Source organism: Cypionkella sp. (assembly GCF_030652235.1).
In the GTDB taxonomy this organism is placed as follows: Bacteria; Pseudomonadota; Alphaproteobacteria; order Rhodobacterales; family Rhodobacteraceae; genus Cypionkella.
The window spans coordinates 39,502-64,443 of sequence record NZ_JAUSBA010000018.1 but is presented as its reverse complement, the minus strand read 5'-3'; the positions used below and the strand labels follow the sequence as shown (position 1 = coordinate 64,443).

The window sequence follows — 24,942 nt, the reverse complement described above, 5'->3', positions numbered from 1 at the left end:
CATTACGCGCCTGAAATGTGCTGTCAGCGCGTAAGGCCTAGGAGGGAGGTTTGAGCCAAGAGCTTTAAACACGTCAGCCTGTGTCGCTTACTTTGATTTGCAAGGTCACGGTCATTTAGGCCGGACCATCCGTTTAAGGCGGAGAATTTCTGAAAAAACGCGAACACCACGGGCGGAGTTGCGGGGTCGGCGTATCCGGCCAAAAAGGCAGCGGCGGCGGTTTGAAGGCTGTCAAACGCCGTGGCGCTACTGGGCCATTTTATCGCAAAATCGAACAGGAACGAGATGACGTCCCGCAGCGCGTCATCTTCTTTTTTGTTTTCAAAATCTATGCCATAGACCGCGCCTTTGCGGCCAAACAGCAGGTTGCCGAGATGAAAGTCTTTGTGCGTCACGCAGCGTGTACTCGGCAATCCTTGGGCTGCGGCAGCGCGTTGCTCAAGCTGGTGAAACTCCATCATGAAGGCGTCGTGGTCAGGAATAACGATCAGTTTTTCGTCGTGGCGTTGGAGTTTTTTCAGCAACCAATTCATGTGCGGCTTGGCGTCAAATGCGGCAGGGTGCATCGTTGGCTGTTGAAAGCTGGATATCCAGCGGCCTGCGTTTTGCAGATGGGTGTTGGCCTCGGCGAGATTGGAAAACTGCAGCAGCAGGTGTTGCAGCGAGTCACCTTTCACATGCTGCATGATCAGGGCGCAGTCTTTTTCCACAAAAGCGAGGGCTTGCGGTGTGGTTAAAAGCGGGTCTTTCATCGCGGCATGGGTCGATTTGAGGCGTTGATATTGGTTCAGGATTTTGGCACGACCTGCCGCGTCTGGTGTGCTGAGTTTGCAGACGAATGTGGAGTTCTTGCCGCGAGTTTTGCAGCGAAACACCCATGTGCCATAAAGCTTTGTCGGATCTTTGAGCGAGGCCAGCGCGAATTCTTCGTCTGGCAGAAATGCGTGCAACGCCCGTCGTGCAGCTTTTACGCTATAGTCTGCATCGAGCATAATTGCCAAATTCCAACGGGTTATCGGGTGGTTTGTGGAGTGTCTCGCTGAAACTTGGGCGAATTGTGTTGGGCAGGCAAGCGGTATTCGGGCGGATGGGGGCGGTGGGGTGGAACTTCACACTCCGAAAATTGCGGGCGTGGCGGCGTGAAGCCCACCCTACTTGCGGCACCGGGGCTTGGCGGGTAAACGTCAGCCAATCAATTTGCGGAGAGACCCCATGTCCATCGACATCGACACCGCGCGCAAGGTGGCTAAGCTGGCGCGTATCCGGGTGGAGGAAGCGGCTTTGCCGAAACTGGCAGAGCAGTTGTCTGGAATCCTTGGGTTTATGGAGCAGCTGAATGAGGTCGATGTGACGGGCATCGAGCCGATGGTGTCGGTGACGCCAATGCGTTTGGTGCGCCGGGCGGATGTGGTCACGGATGGCAATCAGCAACGGGCGGTTCTGGCCAATGCGCCGGATGCGCGGGAAGGGTTTTTTGCAGTGCCGAAGGTGGTGGAATGAACGCGAACACTTGGACCATTGCGGCGGCGCGGGATGCGTTGCGCAAGGGGGAGATTTCGGCGGTTGATCTGACGATGTCTTGTTTGACGGCGATCGACGCGGGCGATGCGCTGAACGCCTTTGTGCACAAGACGCCGGAGCTGGCTTTGGCGCAGGCGCGGGCGGCTGATCTGCGGATTGCGGGCGGCGATGCGCCGGATATGTGCGGGATTCCTGTGGGGATCAAGGATGTGTTCTGCACCAAGGGCGTGCCTTCGCAAGCGGCGTCGCACATCCTGAAGGGGTTTGTGCCGGAGTATGAATCCACCGTGACCGCGAAGTTGTTTGGCGCAGGCGCAGTGATGCTCGGCAAGCTGAACATGGACGAATTCGCCATGGGTTCGTCGACCGAGAGCAGTTGCTATGGCCCTGCGGTGAACCCGTGGAAGGTCGATGATGTGCTGCGCACGCCGGGAGGGTCTTCGGGCGGCTCGGCTGCGGCGGTGGCGGCGGATTTGTGTCTGGCTGCGACCGGCACGGATACCGGCGGATCGATCCGGCAACCTGCGGCGTTTACCGGGACGGTGGGGATCAAGCCAACCTATGGCCGGGTCAGCCGCTGGGGGATCATCGCCTATGCCTCGTCTCTGGACCAAGCCGGGCCGATGACGAAATCGGTGCGCGATGCGGCGATTTTCTTGGCCGCGATGGCGGGCCATGACCCAAAAGATTCAACCAGCGCCAATATGGCGGTGCCGGATTTTGAAGCTGCCCTGACTGGGGATATTCGCGGCAAGAAGATCGGCATTCCGCGCGAGTATCGGATTGAGGGCATCCCTGCCGAGATTGATGCGTTGTGGACGCAGGGGCGCGAGATGCTGCGCGATGCGGGGGCCGAGATTGTCGATATCTCGTTGCCGCATGCGAAATATGCTTTGCCTGCGTATTATGTGATTGCGCCCGCAGAGGCATCGAGCAACCTCGCGCGCTATGATGGGGTGCGCTACGGCCATCGCGCCAGCTTGGCGGCTGGCGATGGCATCACCGAGATGTACGAAAAGACCCGGGCGGAAGGCTTTGGGCCAGAGACGCAGCGGCGGATCATGGTTGGCACCTATGTGCTGTCGGCGGGGTTCTATGACGCCTATTACAACCGGGCGCGCAAGGTGCGCGCACTGATCAAGCGCGACTTTGAGCAGGCGTTTGCGGCGGGGATTGAGGCGATCTTGGCACCCGCCACGCCGACCTCGGCCTTTGGGCTGGGCGAGATGGATCAGGCGACCCCGGTGGAGGTGTATCTGAACGATGTGTTCACCGTGACGGCAAACTTGGCGGGATTGCCGGGGGTGGCGGTGCCCATGGGGCTTGATGGCAAAGGCCTGCCGATCGGGCTGCAACTGCTGGGGCGGCCCTGGGATGAGGCTGGATTGCTCAATCACGCTTATGTTTTGGAGCGCGCGGCGGGCTTTGTGGCCAAGCCAGATAAATGGTGGTAAGCGCCAATATCAGAATAAACCGCCGAGGCAGAGACGATGCGTAGCGCAGTGATGATTTTGGCCGCTCTTGGGCTGGCTGGGTGTGGAACCGCTGTCCCCGATTCGGGTGCGGGCGTGGGGTTTCAGGATTATAATGCTTATACCGCGCCTGCGCCGGTGGCTGCGGCACCAAGTTCTGGCTTCACCCCGAGTGCTGGCTTCACACCGGGCGGGGCGCTGGCGGCGATTGACAAGGCCGAGGGCAAGACGACCGATACCGCGCTGACGCCGACCAATGTGCCGCTCAGCGCGCAGGCGGCCAGTTCGCCCTATGCCGCACCTGCCGCGCAGCCTTACGGGCAAACGCAGGGCGCGGTGATTGGCGGCGCGGATCGCCCGCGCGGCAACGCGCCTGCGGGGATTGCGGAAACCACCTCGGAGATGGCGAACATTCCCGGCTCGGCGGCCAATACGGGGGTCTCGGATGAACAGGATTTCCAAGCGGTAAGCGCGCGCGAAACCATCCAAAGCGACAAAGCCCGGATCGAGCGCAACCGCGCGCAGTACCAGGTCGATCAACCGACGGCTTTGCCGCAGCGCTCTGGCAGCGACGCGCCGAATATCGTGCAGTTTGCGATTTCGACCAACCACCCCAAGGGCACGCAGATGTACAAGCGTGGTGGCTTACGGTTGACCAGCTACAATGCGGCCTGCGGCAAGTTCCCCTCGCCGGACCTTGCGCAAGAGGCGTTTCTGGCGGCGGGCGGACCGGATCGCGACCGCAAGGGGCTTGACCCGGATGGTGACGGCTATGCCTGCGCTTGGGATCCGACGCCGTTCCGGGCTGCCGTTCAGAATTGAGTGTGCGTGCAGACACGCCGCCTTGGCCCTCGCCCAACTATGGTGATCGGCGGGGCGGCGTTTTGCCGTCGCTTATCGTCCTCCATTACACCGCTATGGCGTCTTGTGCTGAAGCGCGGGCGCGGCTGTGCGATCCGGCGTTTGAAGTTTCAGCGCATTGGTTGATCTCGGAAACCGGAATGGCTGAGGCGCTGGTGCCAGAGGCGTCGCGTGCGTGGCACGCAGGCGCGGGCGCATGGGCTGGTGTGACGGATGTGAATTCGGCCTCGATCGGGATCGAATTGGCGAACACCGGGCGGCAGCCATTTGCCGAGCCGCAGATGGCGGCGTTGGAGGTCTTGCTGGCGGGCATCCTGCAGCGCTGGGGCATTCCGGCGCACCGGGTGATTGCGCATTCGGATATGGCCCCCAGCCGCAAGCGCGATCCCGGCGCAAAGTTTGATTGGCGCAGGTTGGCCGTGCAGGGGCTGTCGGTGTGGCCTGAGGCTGGCGAGGCTGATGTTGCGGCCTTCCTGCCCGCGCTAAGCCAGTTCGGCTATCCAAAGGCAACTGAGGCTGATCTGCTTGCAGGCTTTCGCTTGCGGTTTCGACCGATGGCGCGCGGGCCGCTCGACCGTGTGGATGCGGGCCTTGCTTTCGATCTGGCGGCACGCTTCCCGGTTGACGCCGCGGGCAGGTCCGCGTAAGCCGCCCCTCGCGCGGATGGCTGGATGACCGCGGGGTGCAAACCCCGAGGAAAGTCCGGACTCCATGAAGGAAGGGTGCCGGGTAACGCCCGGCGGGGGTAACCCCAGGGAAAGCGCCACAGAGAAAAGACTGCCATGGTGCCGGGTTCGCCCGGTGGGTCCATGGTGATGGTGAAACGGTGGGGTAAGAGCCCACCACGGTCTTGGTAACAAGAACGGTATGGCAAGCCCCACCCGGAGCAATGCCGAATAGGGGCCTCGCGTGGTAAGGTCCGCGACTGGGATCGGTGCAAGCCGAAACCGACAGCGGAGACCACCACAGGGACCTTTCAGCCCAGAGGCCCGGGTTGGCAGCTTGACTGCCCGTGGTAACACGGGTGGCAGAGGAATGGTCATCCATGGGGCCCCGCCGCAAGGTAGGGCCCTGGGACAAAATCCGGCTTATAGGCCATCCGCGCAACCTGATCTGTGCCTCGCAGATCTGCCTCCAACACTGCCCCCTACCGCCAAAAGCTTGCAGCCGCTTTGAGTTGCTCTTTTGGAAATACTCAAATTCTTAGGCGCGCGGCAAATCCTTCGCTTGAAATCGAACGGAACTGCCGGCTCAAGCACCCACCGCGCGTAAGCGCTGATAGACTTGCGCGGCACGCGCGCAATTAGATCACCGCTAGATCGCCGAACTTGTGGTTTGGCTGTTGACTCTGCCCCGTTGATCCGTAAAAGGCAGGCTTCAAGAGATTTCGCGGGGCAACGGTGTTGCCTTGATGCAGGAGAGACGACTATGGCCAAACCGGCGACGATCAAGATCCGTCTGAACTCGACGGCTGGCACCGGGCACTTCTATGTGACCAAGAAGAATGCTCGGACCATGACCGAGAAAATGACGGTCAACAAGTATGACCCCGTCAAACGTCAGCACGTTGAATACAAAGAAGGCAAGATCAAGTAAGATCTTGCGCTTCGTTGTGCGGAAGTGCCGCGCCCTTTGGGCGCGGTTTTTCGTTATGCGTGGTGTGGGTTCCACGCGTTAAGCGGACTGTGCTGGGCAAGTGGTGAAGGTGCGATGGAACGTAACCATTGTGAAGAACATGATGTCGCGCGGGTCGGCTGGCTGCGCGCGGCGGTGCGGGGGGCGAATGACGGCATCATCTCGACCGCCTCGCTGATCATGGGGGTGGCGGCGGCCTCTGGTCGGGCCGAGGTGCTGGTGGCAGGGATGGCGGGATTGGTCGCCGGAGCGCTGTCGATGGCGGCGGGGGCTTCGGCGGCAAGTTTCGCGGTGGGGGCGGCTTTGCCGATGGCAACGGCGGCACTGGTGCCAGAAGCCGGGATCAGCCTGTGGGTGACGGTGTTGTCGCTGATTTTTCTTGCTGTGCTGGGCGCGATTGGCGCCAAGGCGGGCGGCGCGCCGATGGCGCGCGCGGTGGCGCGGGTGACGTTCTGGGGGGGGCTGTAGCGATGGCAGTGACGGCACTGGTCGGCACGGTGTTTGCGCGCGCGGTGGTTTAGAGGGCTGCTTGCTCGGTTTGAAGAAGCCCGCCGCGTCGTTTGAAAGAGGGGGGCTGCCGCCCCCCGGCGCGAAGGGCGCCTCCCCCTGCGAGTATTTCCAAAAGAGCAACGCAAATTTTAGATAAGTTTTAGGCAGTTTGCGCAAAGCGAAAGGCCGGGGATTTTCCCGGCCCTGCTGCTCAGCTTTATGCGCCGCCGTTGGTGGCGCGGTCGTTTTGGCGGGCTTTGCGGTCGCCGGCTTCGCGGTTCTGGCCACCAGCGTTGGGTTCGGTGTTGCCGGGGATTTTATGGGCGTGTTTGGTCGCTGCCGCGTCCATCTTGTGCTTTTGCGCCGCGGCTTGCACGGTGACCTTGGTGTCGGCGGCTGGCTTGGTCGGATCGAGTTTGCTCATATCGCGACCTTCTGTGCCACGTCAACACGCAGCATCGGCAGGGGTTCCGACAAAGAAAAACCCTGCCAGCGATGGTCGCTGGCAGGGTTTGACTGTTTAGCGCTGTTGCTGCGGCTTAGCGGCGGTCGCCCAAGAATTGCAGCAGGAACATGAACATGTTGATGAAGTCGAGGTACAGGTTCAACGCGCCCATGATCGCCGATTTGCCCAGCCATTCGCTGTCACCGGTCTGCGCATGTTGCAGGTAGGTGTTTTTGATCGTCTGGGTGTCATAGGCTGTCAGGCCTGCGAAGACCAAAACACCGATTGCCGAGATTGCGAAGGCCAGCGCCGAGGAGGCCAAGAAGATGTTGATGACCGAGGCCACGACCAGCCCGATCACGCCCATCATCAGGAACGTGCCCATCGCCGACAGGTCTTTCTTGGTGGTGTAGCCGTAGAGCGACAGCGAGGCGAAGGCGATTGCGGTCACAAGGAACGTGGTCACAACCGAAGCGCCGGTGAACACCAGCAGGATCGAGCTAAGCGAAATGCCCATCGCCGCGGCAAAGACGTAGAAGAACAGTTGTGCTGCTGCGACCGACAGGCGAGGGATCAGCGCACCAAACGCAAACACCATCACCAGCGGCGCGAACATCAGCACCCATTTCAGCGGCGACATGTAGATCGCCGAGCCGAAGCTGGTGAGATAGGTGTGATCGCCAATCTGTCCCACCGCTTGCGACGGAACATCCGTGACAGCAAGCCCGGCGACCGCCCAAGCGGCAAGGGCGGTGATCAGCATCGCCACGGACATCAGCCCGTAGACTTTATTCATATGTGCCCGCAAACCTGCGTCAATGTCGGCGCTCCGCGCACCAACGCCGGCGGTCTGGCCCGAGGGGCGGATCGTCTGATAGTCAGCCATGGAAGCCTCCGATTATGGACTGAAGGTCATACGCGGATGTCCGCGCTGCCTAATGCTGTCAATATCGGCACTGTTGGCGGCGATTTCAAGGATTTCCGCTGCGGAAATCCTTGAGGTGTAGATCTCGCATCAACCGGGGTTAACGCAGACTGATCAGCGCAGCCAAGTGCTGGGAACATCCCATGCCGGGCGGGCAGATTCGGTTGCGGCTTGGCGCGGCGTGATGCCGATATCGGCCAGCATATTGTCGTCAAGGCGCGCCAGTTGCGCGCGCTGGCGGCGGGCGGTCATCGCCAAACGCAGGCGTTTGACAAGATCAGCGAGAGTGCCGCGCGACTGCACGTGGGCGACAGCCAACGTGGAGGTGTGGAGCGAGGCGAACATGGTGGTATCCTTTCAGGGTGCATCGGCGTCGGTGATGTGAGTCGTTTGTTTCATCACAGCACTTGATCCTTATGCCTGAATCGATGACATTAGGAAAATGAATGGTTTTGACTTAACGCATCAAGGATTGTGATATGTCTCGGAATCTCGACCTCACCTCATTGCGCTCTTTCGTGGCGATTGCCGATGCGGGCGGTGTGACCCGTGCGGCGGGGTTTTTGAACCTGACGCAATCGGCGGTGTCGATGCAGATCAAGCGGCTGGAGGAGATGCTGGATACCCAGTTGCTGGACCGCTCGGCGCGGCAGGTTGGGCTGACGGCCTCGGGTGAGCAGCTTTTGGGCTATGCGCGGCGGATGCTGGCACTGAACGACGAGGTGTTCGGGCGGTTGACGCAGGATCAGCACGAGGGCGAGATCGTGCTGGGGGTGCCACATGACATTGTCTATCCGGCTATTCCGCAGGTGCTTAGGCGGTTTGCCAAGGAATACCCGAAGATGAAAGTGTCGCTGACGTCGTCGTTTACGCGGGTGTTGAAGGCGCAATTTGCGCGTGGCGAATGCGATGTGATTTTGACCACCGAGGAATCTGTGGGGGTGGATGGCCAAACCTTGGCAGAATTGCCGTTGGTTTGGGTGGGGGCACCGGACGGCGCGGTGTGGAAGGGGCGGCCGTTGCGGCTGGCGTTCGCACACAACTGCATCTTCCGCCAAGGCGTGCAGGCGGCGTTGAACGCGGCGGGTATGCCATGGGAGATGGCGGTGGAAAGCGATGACACGCGGGGGATTGAGGCATCCGTTTCCGCCGATTTGGCGGTGCATGCCGTGTTGGCGGGCTCAGAGCCGCCGTTTGTCGAGCGGATTGCGCATGGCGGGGTCTTGCCCGAATTGGCGGTGATCAAGGTGAATATGTATGTCGCTGATCCGGTGCATTCCGAGGCGGTGTCGGCTTTGGCTGAGATGATCCGGCAGGTGTATCTGTCGCGGGCAATCCGGTCTGCGGCGTGAGCGCCAAGCCGCCCTGGACTTGATCCGGGGCGGCGGGGTGTGAGCTTATAGGGTGATCACAACCTTGCCAGTGGCTTGACGGCTGCGCAGCAGCTCGAGGCCTTTGGGGTAATCTGCGAAGGCCAACTCGTGGCTGATGTGGGGGCGCAGGCCACCTTCCGCGAACCATTGGAACAGCGTGCGCAGGCTGTCGGTCAGCACGTGCGGTGCAAAGGTCAGATAGCCGCCCCAGTACAGGCCGATCACGCTGAGGTTTTTCACCAGCAGGTGGTTGGCAGGGATGTCTGGCACCTGACCGCTGGCGAAACCGATGGTCAGCAGGCGGCCTTCGGGGCGGCAAGCCGAGAGGGCTGCACTGAAGGCGGGGCCGCCAACCGGGTCATAGACCACATCGACGCCGCCCCAAGGTTTTGCGGCGGCCTTAAGCGCGGCTTTCAGATCAGGGGTGTCGCTGTCGATGAGAATGTCGGCTCCGGCAGCGCGGGCGATGGCCAGCTTTTCCGGGCCACGCGCGCAGGCGATCACCTTTGCCCCCATGCGTTTGCCGATTTCCACCGCCGTCAGACCGACGCCTCCGGCAGCACCGAACACCAGCAGAGTTTCGCCGGGTTGCAGCCTGGCTTTGTGGGCAAGTGCCAAGTGCGAGGTGCCATAGGCGATCTGGAAGCCTGCGGCTTGCTGGAAGCTCATGCTGTCGGGCAGCGCGATCAGTTGGGCGGCTGGGGCGGTGATATATTCGGCCAAAGCGCCGTGGCTGGCAAAGCCTGCAACACGGGTGCCGGGTTTCAGAGTGGTGGGCGTGGCGGGATGCAGGGCGTCAACGGTGCCGGCAAATTCCATGCCGGGGATGAAGGGCAGCGTGGGGTGCTCTTGATATTTGCCCTCGGCCATCAGCAGATCGGCAAAATTCAACCCGACGGCGGCGACTTTCAACCGGGCCTGTCCCGGTTCGGGTGTAGGCAGTGGACGCTCTGCCTGATGCGCTGGGGTGCCCAAAGCTGCGACTTGCCAAACCTGCATTTCCCGCCTCCGATTGCTGAGCAGGTGGTGTCAGATTTTTCTGGAAAACGCCAACAAAATGGCCAGGATTGCCTTTAGGGCAACAAATTCATGGTACGGAAACGACCCTATTCGAATTGGAAACGATGCCATGCGGAAGTACTGTAGCAATATGCAATTTTCTGGCGCATTTAATTGCAAAATGCAATGCAAAATAATATGCACGCTTAGGGAGAGTTAACTGCTAAGCGTAAACGCAAGGGGATGTAGCCCGCATCTGGGGGCTGTTTCTTCTCCGCCTGTATAATTGGACATATCCAAAAAGACAGGTTTTCAGAAAGCTTTCGGAAAATCTGAGGAGAAAGTTGGTTTTACAAAAGTTGGCACGGAAATTGCTTTGTAAGCGAGTGTCAGGTAGCATTGAAAGTGGAGACTGTTATGAAACACCCCGTTGACGCTCATGTCGGCAAGCGCATCCGCCATCGCCGGTGGATGATCGGTATGACGCAGCAACAGCTTGCGGATAAGGTGGGTATCAAGTTCCAGCAGATCCAAAAGTATGAGACCGGGATGAACCGGGTTTCTGCCTCGCGGCTGTGGGATGTTGCAGAAACGCTTGGGGTGACGATTGCCTTCTTCTTTGAAGGTCTGGCCGATGGCGCACAAGCCGCAGCAGCCGGGCATGACTTGATGGCGGATAAAGAAGCGCTGGAACTGGTGCGGTCTTATTACGCGATCCCCGAAGCACAGCGGCGCCGGCTGTTCGATCTGGCACGCGTATTGAGTGAAGCGGCTTAATCGCTGGGCACATAGCTTTGTAACCCGGCGTGCATTGCCCCCAATTGCGCTGGTTACAAAGCTTGACCGCTTGCCTGCAAGTGCTTAGCCAAGGCAAGACACTTACGGGCGACGGGCGTTTTTTGGCCCCGGTAATGGGGCGAAACATGACGAAATTTTCTGACACTGAAGCGCAAGATATCATCCGCACGGCGGCGCGGCTGGCGGATGCGGCGCGCGTGGCGACCTTGCAGCATTTTCGCAGCGATGGTCTGACGGCAGATAACAAAGAAGCGGCGCGGTTTGATCCGGTGACGGTGGCGGATCGCTTGTCGGAGCAGCGGATGCGGGAGATCCTCGCCGCGCATCGGCCTTTGGATGGGATATTGGGTGAGGAATTCGCACCGGTGGTTGGGTCTTCGGGGCTGACCTGGGTGTTGGACCCGATTGACGGCACGCGCGGATATTTGTCGGGCACGCCGACCTGGGGGGTGCTGATCTCGGTTCGTGACGCTTCCGGCGTGATTTATGGCGTGATCGACCAGCCCTATATTGGTGAACGGTTTGAAGGTGGTTTGGGGCGCGCGGAAGTGAACGGGCCGATGGGGCGCAAGGTTTTGCGCACGCGGGCGGCGCGGCCGTTGTCGGAGGCGATTTTGTTCTCGACTTTCCCGGAAGTGGGCACTGCCGAGGAGGGCGCGGCATTCCGGCGCGTGGCACCGCAGGCAAAACTGGTGCGCTATGGCATGGATTGCTACGCTTACGGGCTGGTCGCTGCCGGGCAGATTGATTTGGTGATTGAGGCGGGTTTGCAGGCCTATGACGTGCAGGCGCCGATCGCGGTGATTGAAGCGGCGGGCGGGATTGTCACCGATTGGTCGGGGCGGCCTTGTCTGGAGGGTGGTCAGGTGTTGGCCGCGGCGAATGCGGCGATTCACGCCGAGGCTTTGGCTTTCTTGAACGCGTAGCCGATTTTTGAAAGAGATCGTGGGGGGCGGTCTGCCCCCTCGGCCTGCGGCCTCACCCCGGAGAGTATTTTTACCAATGTGAAATGGCTTGGCGGCTGGGCAAGGCTTTGCTAAGTTTACCCGCGCGAGTCCTTAGCTCCCCCTTCTGTCGCGCTTCCCTGATCCACCGAAGGGGGTGGTATTCAGGGGAAATCATGTCCGAAATTCTGATCAAGAACGCCGATGTTGTGGTGACGATGGATGGCGCGCGCCGCGAGATTGCGGGCGGCGATGTGTTGCTGCGCGGTGGGCTGATTGCGGCGGTCGGGCAGGGGCTTGTCACCTCGGGCGCGGTGGTGGAGGCGCGGGGTTGCGTGGTGACGCCGGGTTTGGTCAACACCCATCATCATCTGTATCAGACCCTGACGCGGGCGGTGCCGGGGGGGCAGGACGCGCTGCTGTTTGGCTGGTTGCAGACGTTGTATCCGATTTGGGCAAAGTTTGGGCCGGAGGAGATGTTTATCTCGGCACAGGTGGGCTTGGCGGAACTGGCACTGTCGGGCTGTTCGCTGACGTCGGATCATCTTTATCTGTTCCCGAATGGGTCGCGGTTGGATGATACGATTGCGGCGGCGGGCGAGGTGGGCTTGCGGTTTCACCCCACCCGCGGCGCGATGAGCATTGGGGTGAGCGATGGCGGGTTGCCGCCGGATGCGTTGGTGGAGCGCGAGGCTTTGATCCTTGAGGATTGCATCCGGGTGGTGGATCGTTTCCATGATGCGGGTGAGGGTTCGATGCTGCGGGTGGGAATAGCGCCTTGTTCGCCGTTTTCCGTCAGTCGCGATTTGATGCGCGAGGCAGCGGTGTTGGCACGGGACAAGGGCGTGATGTTGCACACCCATCTGGCCGAGAATGACGAAGATATCGCCTATTCGCTGGCGAAATTCGGCTGCCGCCCAGGGCAATATGCCGAGGATTTGGGCTGGACCGGGGATGATGTCTGGCACGCGCATTGTGTGAAGCTGGATGCGGCTGAGATTGATTTGTTTGCGCGCTCGGGCACCGGGGTGGCGCATTGCCCGTGTTCGAATTGTCGCTTGGGGTCGGGGATTGCGCCGGTTCGGGCGATGCGGGATCGGGGCGTGAAGGTCGGGCTGGGGGTGGATGGTTCGGCCAGCAATGACGCGGGGAATTTGATTCTGGAGGCGCGGCAGGCGTTACTGTTGCAAAGGGTGTCGCGCGGGGCCGATGCGATGGCGGCGCGCGAGGCGTTGGAGATTGCCACTTTGGGGGGGGCGGGCGTGCTGGGGCGCGGGGATTGCGGCGCGTTGGAGGTCGGCAAACGCGCCGATATTGCGATCTGGGATGTGTCGGGGATTGAGGCGGCGGGGTCTTGGGATCCTGTGGCGAGTTTGCTTCTTTGTGGACCATCAAAGGTGCGGGATTTGTTCGTCGAGGGCCGTGCGGTGGTGCGCGGTGGCCAGATGGTGACGATTGATTTGGCCAAGGTGATCGCGCGGCAGAACCAGTTGGCGCGGCGGTTGATTTAAGCGCGCGCGAAAAAACATTTACAGGCCGCAGTGCATCCGCTATCCAAATCCTATGATCACCCGGACCGCCTGTTTCGCCCGTCCCCGACGCCTGCGCTGAAAAGCGCAGACGTTTGATCCGCTTTGGCCCGGCGAAATGGGCTGCCCTCCGTTGACTTCCCCTACACTCCTTGGCTACGCCTAGGCTTTCCCGTGAAAGGCCCCGCCCATGATCACCGCAGTTTTGCCCACCTACAACCGCGCGCCGATGGCTTTTGTCAAAGGCGAAGGCTCTTGGCTGACCGCAGAGGATGGCAGCCGATATCTGGATTTGGGCGCAGGCATTGCGGTGAACGCGTTGGGCCATGCCAATCCGGCGCTTGTTGCGGCGTTGACCGAGCAGGCAGGCCAGTTGTGGCATGTCTCGAACCTGTATCGCATCCCGCAGCAGGAAAAGCTGGCGCAGATGCTGGTGGACAAGACCTTTGCCGATACGGTGTTTTTCACCAATTCCGGCACAGAAGCCTGCGAATTGGCGATCAAAATGGCCCGGAAATACCATTATGACAATGATATGGCCGACCGGGTTGAGATTATCGCGTTTGAGGGTGCCTTCCATGGCCGCTCTACCGGGGCGATTGCGGCGGCGGGATCGGAAAAGATGGTCAAGGGCTTTGGCCCGCTGATGCCCGGCTTCAAGCAGTTGAAATGGGGCGATCACGATGCGATCCGCGCGGCGATCAGCACCCGCACCTGTGCGGTGATTATCGAGCCGGTGCAGGGCGAAGGCGGCATCCGGGTGGTGCCGGATCAATGCCTGAAGGGCCTGCGCGATCTGTGCGATGAAACCGGCACTTTGCTGATTTTCGACGAGGTGCAATGTGGCGTCGGGCGAACTGGCAAGCTGTTCGCGCATGAATGGGCGGGGGTTTACCCCGATATCATGATGGTCGCCAAGGGCATCGGCGGCGGCTTTCCACTGGGCGCGGTGCTGGCGACCGAAAACGCGGCCAGTGGCATGGTCGCAGGCACGCATGGCTCGACCTATGGCGGCAATCCATTGGGCTGTGCTGTGGGCGCGAAAGTGATGGAGATTGTCGCTGATGATGCCTTCCTGGATGCGGTGTCGCGCAAAGCGGCGCAGTTCCGGCAGGGGCTAGAGGGCCTGGTCGCCTCACACCCAACCGTGTTTGAGGCGGTGCGCGGCCAAGGGCTTATTCTGGGGCTGAAGTGCAAGGCTGCGACCACGGATGTGGTGAAGGCGGCATATGCCGAACACCTGTTGACCGTGCCTGCGGCGGATAACGTGCTGCGGTTGCTGCCTGCTTTGAACATCCCCGATGCCGATATAACGGAAGCTTTGGCGCGGCTGGATCGCACCGCGCTTCGGATTGAGGCGGCATAATGCGACTGATCCACCCCAGCGCCGAGGCGGCCCATTGTGCGTCCCGACGAGTATTTTGCTGACCTTTTGGTCATCCTCTCTGCTCAAATATCCTATGGGGTTTGGGGGTGTAAAACCCCCAATCTCTCATCAACAAGAGACGCTTTATGAAACATTTCCTCGATATCCACAAAACTGACGCCAGCGATTTGCGGGCGATGATCAACTCGGCGCTGGCGATGAAGACCGCGCGCAACAACCGCCCCAAGGGCACGCCGGATGATGACCAGCCCTTGGCGGGGCGGATGGTGGCGCTGATTTTTGAGAAACCTTCCACCCGCACCCGTGTGTCGTTTGACGTGGGCGTGCGGCAGTTGGGCGGGCAGACCATGGTGCTGTCCGGTAAGGAAATGCAGTTGGGCCATGGCGAGACGATTGCCGATACCGCGCGGGTTTTGTCGCGTTATGTCGATCTGATCATGATCCGCACGTTTGAAGAGGCGACGCTGCTTGAGATGGCCGAGCACGCCACGGTGCCGGTGATCAATGGGCTGACCAACCGCACGCATCCCTGTCAGATCATGGCGGATGTGATGACCTATGAAGAACATCGCGGCCCGATTGCGGGTAAAAAGGTGGTTTGGGCGGGCGACGGCAACAACGTCTGCGGCAGCTTCCTGCATGCGGCGGGGCAGTTTGGTTTTGATTTCACCTTTACCGGGCCGGAAACCTTGGAGCCGGAGGGTAAGTTCATCGGGTTTGCGCGCGAAAAGGGCAGTCGGGTGACGATTGAGCGCGATCCGGCGAAGGCGGTCACCGGGGCGGATTTGGTGGTGACTGATACTTGGGTGTCGATGCACGACCCCGAGTCTGCAAAAGAACGGCGGCACAATCAGTTGCGGTCCTATCAGGTCAACGAGGCTTTGATGGCGCGCGCCAAGCCGGATGCCTTGTTCATGCATTGCCTGCCTGCACACCGCAATGATGAGGCGACGTCTGCGGTGATGGACGGGCCGCATTCGGTGATCTTTGATGAGGCTGAGAACCGGCTGCATGCTCAAAAGGCGGTGATGCGCTGGTGTTTGGGGGTTTGAGCGTGCTGCTGTCCGCGCTGGGCACTGAAGCAGCGGTATAAGAATCAATGGCTTATCCAGCCCAGATGAAGGTTTGTTGATCTGGGCTGGTTTTGATCGGGCGATTGTCCCCCTTGCATCTTCGGGGTTTGTGCGGCCATCTATCGGCCAGAAAACATCGCCTGAAAGGCCGCACTGATGCAAAATCCAGTCCCGTTCTTCACCCATTCGCTGACCGCTTTGTCGAAGATCCTTGATAAGGCCGAAGCCTTTGCAGAGGCTAAAAAGTTGAAGCCCGAGGTGATCCCGCAACTGCGGCTGATCGCGGATATGTTGCCACTGTGGCGGCAGGTGACGATTGCTTGCGATCATGCCAAAGGCGCGCCTGCCCGATTGGCGGGGCTGGAGGTGCCGAGCTTTGCCGATACCGAAACCACCTTGGCCGAGTTGAAAGAGCGCATCGCCAAGACGATTGCGTTCCTTGCCACCATCCCGGCGGATGCGTTTGACGGCGCCGAGGCGCGCACCATCGCGGTGAAGGCGGGGCCTCGCGAATTGTCGTTTGCGGCGGCGCAGTACTACCACGGCTATGCGGTGCCGAATTTCTATTTCCACATGACGACGGCCTATAACATCCTGCGCGCCAATGGCGTTGAGGTGGGTAAGACCGACTTTTTGGGGGCGTAATGATGTCAACGGCTTTGCTGGTGATCGACGTGCAGATGGATTTCGTCACGCGGCGTGATCGCGGTATGGTTTGGGGCAACCCTGACGCCGACACCAGCATTGCCAAGGTTCTGAAAGCGTTTCGTGACAAGGGTTTGCCGGTGCTGCATGTGCATCACAATGACCCGAACCCCGAAGACAGCTTTCACGCGGGTCAACCGGGATCGGCGGTGCAGCCTTTCGCTGCTCCGCTGCCGGGTGAAGCGGTGTTTATAAAGCACGGCTCGTCGGGGTTCATTGGCACCGGTTTGGCCGATCACCTGACCGCCGAAGGCATCACCGGCTTGGTGATTGTCGGTGGCGCTGCGAATTACTGCGTGGATTCAACCGCGCGGATGGCGGGGAATTTGGGCTATGCCACCACGGTGGTGGGCGATGCTTTGATCAACTTCCGCCAGCGTCTGCGCGATGGCCGCGAGATGGCGGCGGGCGATGTGCTGGCGCTGACCTTGGCCAATCTGGAGGGCGAATGCGCGCATATCGCCTCGGTGAATGAGATTTTGACGCAAGTGGCCACTTGACCCGCTGCACCAGAATATTCTCGATCGTCTACAACATATTGTGGAAATAGCCGCAGAATTAGGCATTTTACACAAGTGATTCCCCGCGGGGAAGACTTTTTCGGGCCAGTAACGCCCCGCAGATCACTGACCAGCCAAACCTGTGGTCCTCACCCCGTCAGCGGCTTTCACCCTTGGCGCAAGTGCTGTGACGATCAGAAGCACCACGGCGAGGGCGGCATAGGTGGCGCGAAAGCCGATGTGATCGGCGATGAAGCCGATGCTGGACGGAGCCACCAATATGCCTGCATAGCCGACCATGGTGACGGTGGAAATTGCAGCGCCTGCGGCCATGCCGGGGTGGTTGCCTGCGGCGGAAAACAGGATCGGCACCATGTTGGCGACGCCCAGACCTGCGAAGGTGAAGCTGGCGATGGCTGTGATGTCATTCGGGGCCAATGCACCGCCCATCAGGCCTGCGGCTGAGATAATGCCAGAGATTTGCAGGGTTTTCACGGCTCCGAAGCGGTTGCGCAAACGGTCGCCTGCAAAGCGCATCACTGCCATAGCGCCCGCGAAACCGGCAAAGCCGAGACCTGCGCGGAACAAATCGGACCCCAGTTCGCGGCTGAGGTAGATCGCCGCCCAATCCAGCACCGCGCCTTCGGGGACCATGCAGAACAGCGCCATAAAGCCCAGAATCCAGAGCGAAGCGTCACGCGGGAACAATGCGTGGGGCACGGGCTTTTCAGCGCTGGGATGCGGCGCGTCGGCGATCAGGTGCGGGCCTGCCAGCAGCACGGTCAGCAGGGCGATGCAGGCCACGATCAGGGCCTGGGTCTCGGCCCCCAAAAGGGCCGCGACATAGCTGCCCGCAAAGCCGCCGATGAAGCCGCCAAGGCTCCAGAACCCGTGGCTGGAGGACATTATGGCGCGACCCATGCGGCGTTCGACCTCGATCGCGTTGGCGTTTATCGCCACATCCATGCAGCCGATCAGCGCACCCATCAGCGCCATCGCCGGGGTCAGCAGCCAGAGGTCGGGGGCAAAGACCACCAGCGGCAGGGCGGGGGCGGTGGCAAGGCCAAAGGCGCGGGCGATGCGGCGCGAGCCATGGCTTTGGATCAGGCGACCGGCGAACAGCATGGCGCTGACAGCACCCAGGCCGAGCGCAAGGATCAGCAGGCCAAGGGTGGTGTTGGTGATATTGTGCCGTGTCAGCAGCAGCGGGATTTGCGGTGCCCAAGCGCCCATCACGAAGCCATTGGTGGCAAACATCGCCGCCACCGCCCAGCGTGCCGTTTGTATTTTCTGCATCGTGACCCTCCCGTTAGCGCTGACAGGCTTAGGGTTTGGCGGCGGGAAGGGGAAGGGGCGGATGTGGCTTTTGTGCCGCCTGTGTCAGGGGGGAGGGTATTTTGGCGGAAAAGGGCGGCGTCGGTGGATGCTATCGGCGTTCCGGGGGTTGATCCGGCGGTGTGATTTCAGTGGCCCGGTGTGAAGCGCCATTCGGTGATTTGGGTCAGGGTTTCGCCTTTTGCCAAGGTGATCGGCGGGAAGCCGGGTTTGTTGGGGGCATCGGGCCAGCCCTGCGCCTCAATCGCGAGGCCTTTGTAGGCATCATGGCGGCAGTCGTAGATCTGGATGCCGGGTTCGGTGGTGGCGACGGTCATTTTGAGGTTTGATTGGCCGGTCAGGGTGAGGACATCGCGCAGGGGGTGCTGCGTGGTGCTGAGACAAAAGCAATTGTCCAGGTCAGGGGATTGTGGGGCGACGGGTCTTGGTTTGCGGAAATCGAACATATCGTGGGCGGGGCGGATTTCTCCGGTCGGGATGAATTCATCGCTGGCGGGAAGGTAGTGATCGGCAGCGATCTGTAGGCTGTGGCCGGTGAAATCTGCGCTGCCGTCAAGGTTCCAATAGCTGTGGTTGGTGGCATTCAGCAGGGTGTCGGCATCGGTTTGGGTGGTGATCGTCAGGCGCAGGCTGGCGGGGGCTGTGACCTGAAACAGCGCGGTGATGCGGCGGGTGCCGGGGAAGCCACCTTCGTTGTGGGGCAGGGTGAGGGCGAGGAGACACTCGGTTTCAGTGGCGTGGACGATTTGCCAGACCTTCAGATGGGTGCCTGCATCGCCGGAGTGCAAGGTGTGCTGGCCGTTGAAATTCAGTTGAAAGTGCAGGGTTTTGTCACAGAGCGGGGCTTGGGCATTGCTCAGGCGGTTCACAACCGGGGCGATGATCGAGCCGTGATAGCGCAGCGAGCCTTCGTAATCGGTGAGGGTTTCGGAGCCTAGGGTAAGATCGTAGGGGATTTTGGCGAGGCGGACGGATTGGATCACGGCACCCCACGTCAGGATCGCGACGGTGAGATCGCCTGCGGTGAGGGTGATTTTCTCAACCGCCTCGCCTGTGGTGGTTGTGCCGAAATGTGCCATGCTGCCTCCGCTTGCTGCGGCGATGAAGCTTTATCGCCGCAGCAAGGTCAAGCGGGTTTGGCGGGTGCGTCGAAGCGCTTCAGCCGTTCAGGCAATCGGTCAGAGTTTTGGCAATGCTGCGCATCAGGGTGTCATAGGCATCGGGACCAAATGGCAGCGAGGAGCCGACGGGATCGAGGGCTGCGCCCAGTTTGGTGGCGGTGCCCTGCATCAGTTGCGTCAGCATCGCGGGGTCGTGTTGCACTTCGGGGAAGGCGCAGGTGTAGGCGCCGGATTTCAGCTCGGCTTGCAACTCGGTCAGTTTGGCGGCACCGGGCGTGGTGGCATCGCCCATTGCGAGTGATCCGTGATGGGCGAGGCCGTAATGAGTGGTGAAATAACCGTAGGCGGCGTGGAAGGTGACGAAAGGTTTGTCTTTTATTGCAATTAGTTGCGCGGTGATTTCGGCATCCATCGCGGTGATGCGGGCTTTGGTGGCGGCGGCGTTGGCAGCGTAGGTGGTGGCGTGTTCGGGGTCTAGCGCGCTAAGGTCTGCGGCGATCAGATCGGCCCAGATCGCGGCATTGGCGGGGTTCATCCAGGCATGGGGGTCGGTGCTGTCATGGGCGTGGCTGTGTCCGACTTCGGTGGTGTCGGCATCATCATGGGCTGGCTCTTCCTCGCCCCGAGCTGCGGGATAGGCTTGGGTTTCGGTGCCTTTGTCGTCCAGCAGGGCCAGCGACACCGCCTTGCTGTCGGTCATCGCGCGGTCGAGCCATGGCGTCAGTTCCGGGCCGATCCAGATCACGGTGTCGGCGTCGGCAATGCTTTGCATCTGGCTGGGGCGGAGTTGGAAATCATGCTCATCCGCGCCCTTTTCCAGCAGCAAAACGGGCGTGCCGAGGCCGCCCATCACTTGGCTTACCAGCGCGTGAACCGGGGGGATGTCGGTGACGACTTTGGGAACTTCGGCGAGGGCAAGCGTTGGCAGACTGGCAAGCGCAAGTGATATGATATAACGCATCGGTAAGGCCTTTTGTTTTGCGACGAAGGGCGGTATAAATGTTATAATATAACATGTCAAGAGGGCCGCATGGCGCATTCACATATCGACGCATGCCCCGGCTGCGAGGTGCCGGATCTGGCTTTTGCGGCGCATGACCACGCGCATTGCAGTGCCGATGCGCTGGCGCGGGCCGAGGCTTTGGTGGCCGAGAAGGGGCTGCGGCTGACCCCGGTGCGCCGTAGGGTTTTAGAGATTTTGCTGGAGGAGCATCGGGCGCTTGGAGCCTATGATGTGCTGACCAGGTTGGCCGCCGAGGGCTTTGGCAATCAGCCGCCTGTGGCTTACCGCGCGCTGGATTTTCTTGAGGAACAAGGGCTTGCGCATCGTATCCGCCGCCTAAACGCCTTTACCGCTTGTATGCATCCTGGTGAGGCGCATGCGCCTGCGTTCCTGATCTGCCGCGGCTGTAATGTGGTGGCCGAAGCGCCCGCAGCACCCGTTATGGCGGCGTTGCAGGTGGCGGCAGGGCAGAGCGGCTTTGTGATCGAACGCTCTACCATCGAGGCTTTGGGGCTGTGCCCAAACTGTCAGGTGGCGGCATGAGTTTGCTTGCGGCGCATAAAATCACCGTGCGGTTTGGCGGCGAGGCGGTGCTGTCGGATGTGTCCTTGGCGATCGAGCCGGGGGAGATCGTGACGATTCTGGGGCCGAATGGCTCGGGAAAATCGACGTTGTTGCGGGCGTTGCTGGGCATTTTGCCGTTGGCAGCGGGGTCGGTCAGCCGCGCTGTGGGGCTGCGGCTGGGCTATGTGCCGCAGAAACTGAGCATTGATCGGTCAATGCCGATGACGGTGCGGCGGTTTTTGTCGCTGCCGGTGCGGGTGGGTGATACGGAAGCCACGACGGCGCTGGCGCGGGTGGGTCTGCCGGGGTTAGAGGCGCGGCAGATGGCCGGGTTGTCGGGGGGGCAGTTTCAGCGGGTGCTGTTGGCGCGGGCTTTGTTGTCGGCGCCGCAACTGTTGATTTTGGACGAGCCTACCCAAGGGTTGGATCAGCCCGGCGAGGCCGGGTTTTATCGGCTGATTGAGGAAGTGCGGCGGGAAACCGGGGCGGCGATTTTGATGGTCAGCCACGATCTGCATGTGGTGATGGCGGCGTCGGACCGGGTGATTTGTCTGAACGGCCATATTTGCTGTCAGGGCTCGCCGCTGGTGGTGTCGAATGCGCCGGAATATCGGGCGTTGTTTGGGCTGGGATCGCAGGGCGCGCTGGCACTGTACCAGCATCAGCATGATCACAGCCACGAGCCGGATATGGTCGATGCCCATGGCCGCGCGCCGTCTGACCCGCATCATGGACATAATCATGCTTGACGATTTTCTGATACGCGCGGTTTTGGCCGGGATTGGTTTGGCGCTGGCGACCGGGCCTTTGGGGTCTTTCGTGGTCTGGCGGCGGATGGCGTATTTTGGCGATGCCACGTCCCACGCGGCGATCCTCGGCGTGGCTTTGGCGCTGGCCTTGCAGCTGCCGATTGGGGTGGGCACGCTGCTGGTGGCGCTGGCGATGGCCGGGACGGTTTCAACTTTGGCGGCGCGGGGCTGGTTGATGGATACCACTTTGGGGGTGCTGGCACATTCGGCTTTGGCCTTTGGGCTGGTGGCAATTTCCTATGTGCCGGGGGTGCGGGCGGATTTATCCAGTTATCTGTTTGGCGATATTCTGGCGGTGTCCAAGGCCGATCTGGGGTTCATCTGGGCCGGGTCTTTGCTGGTGGTGGCGCTGCTGGTCTGGCGCTGGCAGGCGTTGTTGACGGCGACGCTGAATGAGGATCTTGCGCATGCCTCGGGATTGAACCCGGACCGCGAGCGGTTGGTTTTGACGCTGGCCTTGGCTTTGGTGGTGGCGGTGGCGTTGAAGATCGTCGGGGCGTTGCTGATCGCGGCGATGCTGATTATTCCGGCTGCAGCGGCGCGCGGCTTGGCGCGGACGCCCGAGGCGATGGCGCTTTATGCTGCGGGGTTTGGTGCGCTGGCCTGTCTGGTTGGGCTGCGGCTGTCGTTGTGGCAAGACACCCCTGCGGGCCCGTCGATTGTCAGTGCGGCAGCGGTGATTTTCGCGCTGGCGGCGGTGTTTGGGCGGATGCGGCGAATGTAAACCGGGCGGGTGGCGCCGCTGGCGATGCCGCTTTTTGACGCCCATGTCGTTTTTATCCGCCATGTGTCGGCTGGCCTTGCCCGCTGAGCTGCGCTTGCGGCACATATGGTGCAAATTCCATTCGGAGAGACTCGATGAAGACTCATGTCAAGGCGCTGGTTGTGGGCGGTGGTGCGGTTGGTAATGGCATTGCCTATCATCTGGCGAAGGCCGGATGGGACACCATGCTGGTGGAACGGGATGAGCTGACGTCAGGCTCGACCTGGCACGCAGCGGGGCTGCTGCCTTTGTTCAACATGGGCTATGCGACGACGCATATTCACAAGTATTCGGTGGATTTTTATAAGTCACTGGAGGCCGAAACCGGGCTGAACGCGGGATTCGCCGTGGTTGGCAATTTGCGGATGGCGCAAAATGCCGCGCGGATGGATGAGTATATGCTCTATTCGTCGGTGGCAGAAACCGCCGGGGTTTACCATGAGTTTATGACTCCGGTGCAGATGAAAGAGCGTTGGCCGTTGCTGCGCACCGATGATCTGGTGGGCGCTTTGTATCACCCGCAGGATGGTTACATTAACCCCGCCGATGTGACGCAGGCGATGGCCAAGGGCGCGCGACAGCATGGCGTGACGATCGAGCGTAAGGTGCAGGTGGACGGTTATAAGTGGGCGGGATCTGAGTGGATCGTGTCTTGCACCCGGATGGTCGAGCAGGGCGGCAACCTGGTCGCCTCGGACGATAAGTTTGAAATCCGGGCCGAGCATGTGGTGACGGCAACCGGCAACCACGCGCAGCGCACGGCGCGGCTGTTGGGGATCAAAATTCCGGCGATTCCGGTCGAGCATCAGTTCATCGTGACCGAGCCTGATCCGATGTTGGTTGAGTATCGCAAGACCAACCCCGAGCATCCGGTTTTGCGCGATGCGGATGCCAAGTGGTATGTGCGCGAAGAGCGCGGCGGCTGGATTTTGGGGCCGTATGAAAAGGGTGCGCCTGCCCGGTTTGAATATTCGGTGCCCGATAGCTTCCGTGCCGATCTGTTCCCGCTGAACCTAGAGCGGATCGAGGCGGAGTACATGGCGATGATCCACCGCTTGCCGTCGTCGGAAGTGGTTGGTTTGAAAGACGATTTCAACGGCCCGATCTGCTACACGCCAGATGGCAACCCGCTGGTTGGCCCGGTTCCGGGCTTGCGGAATATGTGGATTGCGGAAGGCTTTTCGTTTGGCATCACGGCGGCGGGCGGTACGGGCTACTACCTTGCGCAGATGATGGTGAATGGCGAGGCCGAGATTGACATGGCCTCGCTGGACCCGCGCCGCTATGGCTCGTGGATCACCACCGAATATGCCGCGCGGAAGAATGAAGAATGCTACGACCATGTGTTCGTGCTGCACCACCCGGATGAAGAACGTGAGGCGTGCCGTCCGCTGCGCACTGCTCCGGTTTATGACCGCCAGAAGGCTTTGGGCGCGCAATTTGGTCAGGTGAATGGCTGGGAGCGGCCGATTTACTACGGGCCATTGGATGCACCAGAGGATTTCGACCACACATCGCGGTCGTTCCGGCGTGGGGCCTGGTGGCAATATGCGGTCGAGGAAGCCAAGGCTATCCGCGAAACCGCTGGGCTGATTGATGCGACGGCGTTCACCAAGCATGTGGTGAAAGGACCGGGGGCGACGGCGTTCCTTGACTGGTTCACCTGTAACGCTTTGCCGAAAGTTGGCCGGATCAATCTGACCTATGCGCTAACGCCTGCCGGTACGACGCGGACGGAATACACCATCGTGCGCAATGGCGAGGATGATTATTATCTGGTCAGCGCCGGTGCTTGGACCGCTTACGACGCCGATTTCTTGCGGAAGTGTGCGGAAGATAAAGCGCCGGAGTTTGGTTACATCGAGATTCACGATGTGACGACCCAGTGGGGGGTGTTTGCGATTGCGGGGCCGAACAGCCGCAAGATTTTGGCTGAGATCATCAAGGATGAGAACCCGACGACGGCTTTGTCGAACAAGCGCTTCCCGTGGCTGTCGGCGCGGCGGATTGAACTGGGCATGTGCCCGGTCAATGCGATCCGGGTGGCTTACACTGGCGAACTGGGCTGGGAATTGCACCATCCGATCGAGATGCAGCGCTATTTGTGGGATCAGTTGATCGCCGCTGGGGCCAAGCATGGCATGAAGTTGGTCGGCGCACGGGCGCAGAACTGGCTGCGGCAGGAGAAATCGTATCGGGCGTTTGGCAACGAATTGGGCCGTGATGCGACGCCACTGGAGGCGGCTTTGGATCGGTTTGTCGATCTGAAGAAGGACTTTCAGGGCAAGCAGGCGATGCTGGATGTGGGGATCCGGTCGAAATGCTGCACGTTGTTGATTGATGGGCCTTCGGATACCGATCCGTGGGGCAAAGAGGCGTTGTTGCTGGATGGCGTGAAGATCGGGCGTCTGACCTCGGGCGGCTATTCGGTGGCTTTTGGCAAGCAGATCGGCATGGGCTATGTGCGGCCTGATCTGGCGGAAGTTGGCACCAAGTTGAAGGTTCGGATGAACCTGGAGCTGTGGGATGCAGTGGTGGTTGAGGATTCTCCGTTTGATCCGAGCAATGCGCGGATCAGGGTTGATGGCTGATTTGTCTGCGCGTGGGCGCTGGAACTAACCTATTGAGATCAAAGGGTTGGGTTTGAACGTTTACGGATCGTTCAGGATTTGGGGCGGTGGGAGTGATCCT

The 24,942-nt window shown here is 60.8% G+C and carries 25 protein-coding genes, 1 other RNA gene and 1 pseudogene; 19 read left to right on the top strand and 8 right to left on the bottom strand.

The genetic code is table 11. The annotated features are described in order from the left end of the window. Window positions 1–23: 23 nt before the first annotated feature. Window positions 24–992: a phosphotransferase gene (locus Q7V03_RS04865; protein WP_304924479.1), complete on the bottom strand. Its 969-nt coding sequence runs from the start codon at window positions 990–992 to the stop codon at window positions 24–26. A 220-nt stretch (window positions 993–1,212) separates the two neighbouring features. Between Q7V03_RS04865 and gatC the strand changes: the two genes are divergently transcribed. The 7 genes and pseudogenes from gatC to Q7V03_RS04830 all read left to right on the top strand — a co-directional run bounded on the left by gatC (window position 1,213) and on the right by Q7V03_RS04830 (window position 6,010). Then, on the top strand, window positions 1,213–1,500 hold the full coding sequence (gatC, locus tag Q7V03_RS04860; RefSeq protein WP_299474126.1) for an Asp-tRNA(Asn)/Glu-tRNA(Gln) amidotransferase subunit GatC: 288 nt from the start codon (window positions 1,213–1,215) through the stop codon (window positions 1,498–1,500). Then, window positions 1,497–2,975 (top strand): Asp-tRNA(Asn)/Glu-tRNA(Gln) amidotransferase subunit GatA, encoded by a 1,479-nt coding sequence (gene gatA, locus Q7V03_RS04855; protein ID WP_304924478.1) that lies wholly within the window; start codon window positions 1,497–1,499, stop codon window positions 2,973–2,975. The genes gatC and gatA overlap by 4 nt, the downstream gene beginning before the upstream one ends. Window positions 2,976–3,011: 36 nt before the next feature. Continuing rightward, the gene (locus Q7V03_RS04850) at window positions 3,012–3,815 is read left to right on the top strand and encodes a hypothetical protein (RefSeq protein WP_304924477.1); all 804 of its coding nucleotides are present in this window, start codon (window positions 3,012–3,014) and stop codon (window positions 3,813–3,815) included. A 2-nt stretch (window positions 3,816–3,817) separates the two neighbouring features. Further along, entirely contained in the window at window positions 3,818–4,501 is a 684-nt protein-coding gene (locus Q7V03_RS04845; protein WP_304924476.1) for an N-acetylmuramoyl-L-alanine amidase, read from the top strand. A gap of 12 nt (window positions 4,502–4,513) precedes the next feature. Further along, window positions 4,514–4,961, top strand: an RNA gene (gene rnpB, locus Q7V03_RS04840) — RNase P RNA component class A. Between the two features lie 321 nt (window positions 4,962–5,282). Next, window positions 5,283–5,450 (top strand): 50S ribosomal protein L33, encoded by a 168-nt coding sequence (gene rpmG / locus Q7V03_RS04835; protein ID WP_054005708.1) that lies wholly within the window; start codon window positions 5,283–5,285, stop codon window positions 5,448–5,450. Between the two features lie 114 nt (window positions 5,451–5,564). Further along, window positions 5,565–6,010 (top strand): annotated as a pseudogene (locus tag Q7V03_RS04830) (VIT1/CCC1 transporter family protein). Between the two features lie 185 nt (window positions 6,011–6,195). Here the strand turns inward: Q7V03_RS04830 and Q7V03_RS04825 are convergent. The 3 genes from Q7V03_RS04825 to Q7V03_RS04815 form a co-directional block, all read right to left on the bottom strand. After that, window positions 6,196–6,402 carry a hypothetical protein gene (locus Q7V03_RS04825; RefSeq protein ID WP_304924475.1) on the bottom strand — a complete coding sequence of 69 codons (207 nt, stop codon included), beginning with the start codon at window positions 6,400–6,402 and terminating at the stop codon, window positions 6,196–6,198. 115 nt (window positions 6,403–6,517) lie between these two features. Further along, window positions 6,518–7,309: a Bax inhibitor-1/YccA family protein gene (locus tag Q7V03_RS04820; protein WP_304924474.1), complete on the bottom strand. Its 792-nt coding sequence runs from the start codon at window positions 7,307–7,309 to the stop codon at window positions 6,518–6,520. A gap of 153 nt (window positions 7,310–7,462) precedes the next feature. Then, window positions 7,463–7,693 carry a DUF1127 domain-containing protein gene (locus Q7V03_RS04815; RefSeq protein ID WP_304924473.1) on the bottom strand — a complete coding sequence of 77 codons (231 nt, stop codon included), beginning with the start codon at window positions 7,691–7,693 and terminating at the stop codon, window positions 7,463–7,465. A 134-nt stretch (window positions 7,694–7,827) separates the two neighbouring features. Between Q7V03_RS04815 and Q7V03_RS04810 the strand changes: the two genes are divergently transcribed. Next, entirely contained in the window at window positions 7,828–8,700 is an 873-nt protein-coding gene (locus Q7V03_RS04810) for a LysR family transcriptional regulator (protein WP_304924472.1), read from the top strand. A 45-nt stretch (window positions 8,701–8,745) separates the two neighbouring features. Here the strand turns inward: Q7V03_RS04810 and Q7V03_RS04805 are convergent, their stop codons facing one another. Next, on the bottom strand, window positions 8,746–9,720 hold the full coding sequence (locus Q7V03_RS04805) for an NADPH:quinone oxidoreductase family protein (RefSeq protein ID WP_304924471.1): 975 nt from the start codon (window positions 9,718–9,720) through the stop codon (window positions 8,746–8,748). Window positions 9,721–10,137: 417 nt separating this feature from the next. Between Q7V03_RS04805 and Q7V03_RS04800 the strand changes: the two genes are divergently transcribed. From Q7V03_RS04800 to Q7V03_RS04770, 7 genes are all read left to right on the top strand, one after another. Further along, entirely contained in the window at window positions 10,138–10,497 is a 360-nt protein-coding gene (locus Q7V03_RS04800; protein ID WP_304924470.1) for a helix-turn-helix domain-containing protein, read from the top strand. Between the two features lie 146 nt (window positions 10,498–10,643). After that, on the top strand, window positions 10,644–11,444 hold the full coding sequence (locus tag Q7V03_RS04795; protein WP_304924469.1) for an inositol monophosphatase family protein: 801 nt from the start codon (window positions 10,644–10,646) through the stop codon (window positions 11,442–11,444). A gap of 194 nt (window positions 11,445–11,638) precedes the next feature. Continuing rightward, on the top strand, window positions 11,639–12,973 hold the full coding sequence (locus tag Q7V03_RS04790; protein ID WP_304924468.1) for an 8-oxoguanine deaminase: 1,335 nt from the start codon (window positions 11,639–11,641) through the stop codon (window positions 12,971–12,973). A 208-nt stretch (window positions 12,974–13,181) separates the two neighbouring features. Then, window positions 13,182–14,357, top strand: a complete 1,176-nt coding sequence (locus Q7V03_RS04785) for an aspartate aminotransferase family protein (protein ID WP_304924467.1) — start codon at window positions 13,182–13,184, stop codon at window positions 14,355–14,357. A gap of 146 nt (window positions 14,358–14,503) precedes the next feature. After that, window positions 14,504–15,430, top strand: a complete 927-nt coding sequence (argF, locus tag Q7V03_RS04780; RefSeq protein WP_304924466.1) for an ornithine carbamoyltransferase — start codon at window positions 14,504–14,506, stop codon at window positions 15,428–15,430. 177 nt (window positions 15,431–15,607) lie between these two features. Further along, the gene (locus Q7V03_RS04775; protein WP_304924465.1) at window positions 15,608–16,096 is read left to right on the top strand and encodes a DUF1993 family protein; all 489 of its coding nucleotides are present in this window, start codon (window positions 15,608–15,610) and stop codon (window positions 16,094–16,096) included. 2 nt (window positions 16,097–16,098) lie between these two features. Then, window positions 16,099–16,656 carry an isochorismatase family protein gene (locus Q7V03_RS04770; RefSeq protein WP_304924464.1) on the top strand — a complete coding sequence of 186 codons (558 nt, stop codon included), beginning with the start codon at window positions 16,099–16,101 and terminating at the stop codon, window positions 16,654–16,656. Between the two features lie 123 nt (window positions 16,657–16,779). On the opposite strand, the gene Q7V03_RS04765 is transcribed toward Q7V03_RS04770, so the two are convergent. From Q7V03_RS04765 to Q7V03_RS04755, 3 genes are all read right to left on the bottom strand, one after another. After that, the gene (locus Q7V03_RS04765; protein WP_304924463.1) at window positions 16,780–17,952 is read right to left on the bottom strand and encodes an MFS transporter; all 1,173 of its coding nucleotides are present in this window, start codon (window positions 17,950–17,952) and stop codon (window positions 16,780–16,782) included. Window positions 17,953–18,119: 167 nt separating this feature from the next. Continuing rightward, window positions 18,120–19,070 (bottom strand): aldose epimerase family protein, encoded by a 951-nt coding sequence (locus tag Q7V03_RS04760; protein ID WP_304924462.1) that lies wholly within the window; start codon window positions 19,068–19,070, stop codon window positions 18,120–18,122. Between the two features lie 79 nt (window positions 19,071–19,149). Continuing rightward, a complete protein-coding gene (locus tag Q7V03_RS04755; protein WP_304924461.1) occupies window positions 19,150–20,073 on the bottom strand; it encodes a zinc ABC transporter substrate-binding protein in 924 nt (307 codons plus the stop codon). A 69-nt stretch (window positions 20,074–20,142) separates the two neighbouring features. Here Q7V03_RS04755 and Q7V03_RS04750 point away from each other — a divergent pair, with 69 nt between their 5' ends. From Q7V03_RS04750 to Q7V03_RS04735, 4 genes are all read left to right on the top strand, one after another. Beyond that, window positions 20,143–20,658, top strand: a complete 516-nt coding sequence (locus Q7V03_RS04750; RefSeq protein ID WP_304924460.1) for a Fur family transcriptional regulator — start codon at window positions 20,143–20,145, stop codon at window positions 20,656–20,658. Then, complete coding sequence (locus tag Q7V03_RS04745) at window positions 20,655–21,428, top strand: metal ABC transporter ATP-binding protein (RefSeq protein ID WP_304924459.1); 774 nt, start codon at window positions 20,655–20,657, stop codon at window positions 21,426–21,428. Before Q7V03_RS04750 ends, Q7V03_RS04745 begins: the two co-directional genes overlap by 4 nt. Continuing rightward, complete coding sequence (locus Q7V03_RS04740; protein ID WP_304924458.1) at window positions 21,421–22,212, top strand: metal ABC transporter permease; 792 nt, start codon at window positions 21,421–21,423, stop codon at window positions 22,210–22,212. The genes Q7V03_RS04745 and Q7V03_RS04740 overlap by 8 nt, the downstream gene beginning before the upstream one ends. 134 nt (window positions 22,213–22,346) lie before the next feature. Beyond that, the gene (locus Q7V03_RS04735) at window positions 22,347–24,842 is read left to right on the top strand and encodes an FAD-dependent oxidoreductase (protein WP_304924457.1); all 2,496 of its coding nucleotides are present in this window, start codon (window positions 22,347–22,349) and stop codon (window positions 24,840–24,842) included. Window positions 24,843–24,942: the final 100 nt, after the last annotated feature.

Coding starts and splice junctions, on each gene's coding strand:
- Q7V03_RS04775 (WP_304924465.1), top strand. CDS start 15,608: ATGCAAAATCCAGTCCCGTTCTTCACCCATTCGCTGACCGCTTTGTCG.
- Q7V03_RS04795 (WP_304924469.1), top strand. CDS start 10,644: ATGACGAAATTTTCTGACACTGAAGCGCAAGATATCATCCGCACGGCG.
- argF (WP_304924466.1), top strand. CDS start 14,504: ATGAAACATTTCCTCGATATCCACAAAACTGACGCCAGCGATTTGCGG.
- Q7V03_RS04850 (WP_304924477.1), top strand. CDS start 3,012: ATGCGTAGCGCAGTGATGATTTTGGCCGCTCTTGGGCTGGCTGGGTGT.
- Q7V03_RS04820 (WP_304924474.1), bottom strand. CDS start 7,309: ATGGCTGACTATCAGACGATCCGCCCCTCGGGCCAGACCGCCGGCGTT.
- Q7V03_RS04825 (WP_304924475.1), bottom strand. CDS start 6,402: ATGAGCAAACTCGATCCGACCAAGCCAGCCGCCGACACCAAGGTCACC.
- rpmG (WP_054005708.1), top strand. CDS start 5,283: ATGGCCAAACCGGCGACGATCAAGATCCGTCTGAACTCGACGGCTGGC.
- gatA (WP_304924478.1), top strand. CDS start 1,497: ATGAACGCGAACACTTGGACCATTGCGGCGGCGCGGGATGCGTTGCGC.
- Q7V03_RS04785 (WP_304924467.1), top strand. CDS start 13,182: ATGATCACCGCAGTTTTGCCCACCTACAACCGCGCGCCGATGGCTTTT.
- Q7V03_RS04740 (WP_304924458.1), top strand. CDS start 21,421: ATGCTTGACGATTTTCTGATACGCGCGGTTTTGGCCGGGATTGGTTTG.
- Q7V03_RS04805 (WP_304924471.1), bottom strand. CDS start 9,720: ATGCAGGTTTGGCAAGTCGCAGCTTTGGGCACCCCAGCGCATCAGGCA.
- Q7V03_RS04765 (WP_304924463.1), bottom strand. CDS start 17,952: ATGCAGAAAATACAAACGGCACGCTGGGCGGTGGCGGCGATGTTTGCC.
- Q7V03_RS04770 (WP_304924464.1), top strand. CDS start 16,099: ATGTCAACGGCTTTGCTGGTGATCGACGTGCAGATGGATTTCGTCACG.
- Q7V03_RS04815 (WP_304924473.1), bottom strand. CDS start 7,693: ATGTTCGCCTCGCTCCACACCTCCACGTTGGCTGTCGCCCACGTGCAG.
- Q7V03_RS04800 (WP_304924470.1), top strand. CDS start 10,138: ATGAAACACCCCGTTGACGCTCATGTCGGCAAGCGCATCCGCCATCGC.
- Q7V03_RS04790 (WP_304924468.1), top strand. CDS start 11,639: ATGTCCGAAATTCTGATCAAGAACGCCGATGTTGTGGTGACGATGGAT.
- Q7V03_RS04760 (WP_304924462.1), bottom strand. CDS start 19,070: ATGGCACATTTCGGCACAACCACCACAGGCGAGGCGGTTGAGAAAATC.
- Q7V03_RS04865 (WP_304924479.1), bottom strand. CDS start 992: ATGCTCGATGCAGACTATAGCGTAAAAGCTGCACGACGGGCGTTGCAC.
- Q7V03_RS04755 (WP_304924461.1), bottom strand. CDS start 20,073: ATGCGTTATATCATATCACTTGCGCTTGCCAGTCTGCCAACGCTTGCC.
- Q7V03_RS04735 (WP_304924457.1), top strand. CDS start 22,347: ATGAAGACTCATGTCAAGGCGCTGGTTGTGGGCGGTGGTGCGGTTGGT.
- Q7V03_RS04810 (WP_304924472.1), top strand. CDS start 7,828: ATGTCTCGGAATCTCGACCTCACCTCATTGCGCTCTTTCGTGGCGATT.
- gatC (WP_299474126.1), top strand. CDS start 1,213: ATGTCCATCGACATCGACACCGCGCGCAAGGTGGCTAAGCTGGCGCGT.
- Q7V03_RS04750 (WP_304924460.1), top strand. CDS start 20,143: ATGGCGCATTCACATATCGACGCATGCCCCGGCTGCGAGGTGCCGGAT.
- Q7V03_RS04745 (WP_304924459.1), top strand. CDS start 20,655: ATGAGTTTGCTTGCGGCGCATAAAATCACCGTGCGGTTTGGCGGCGAG.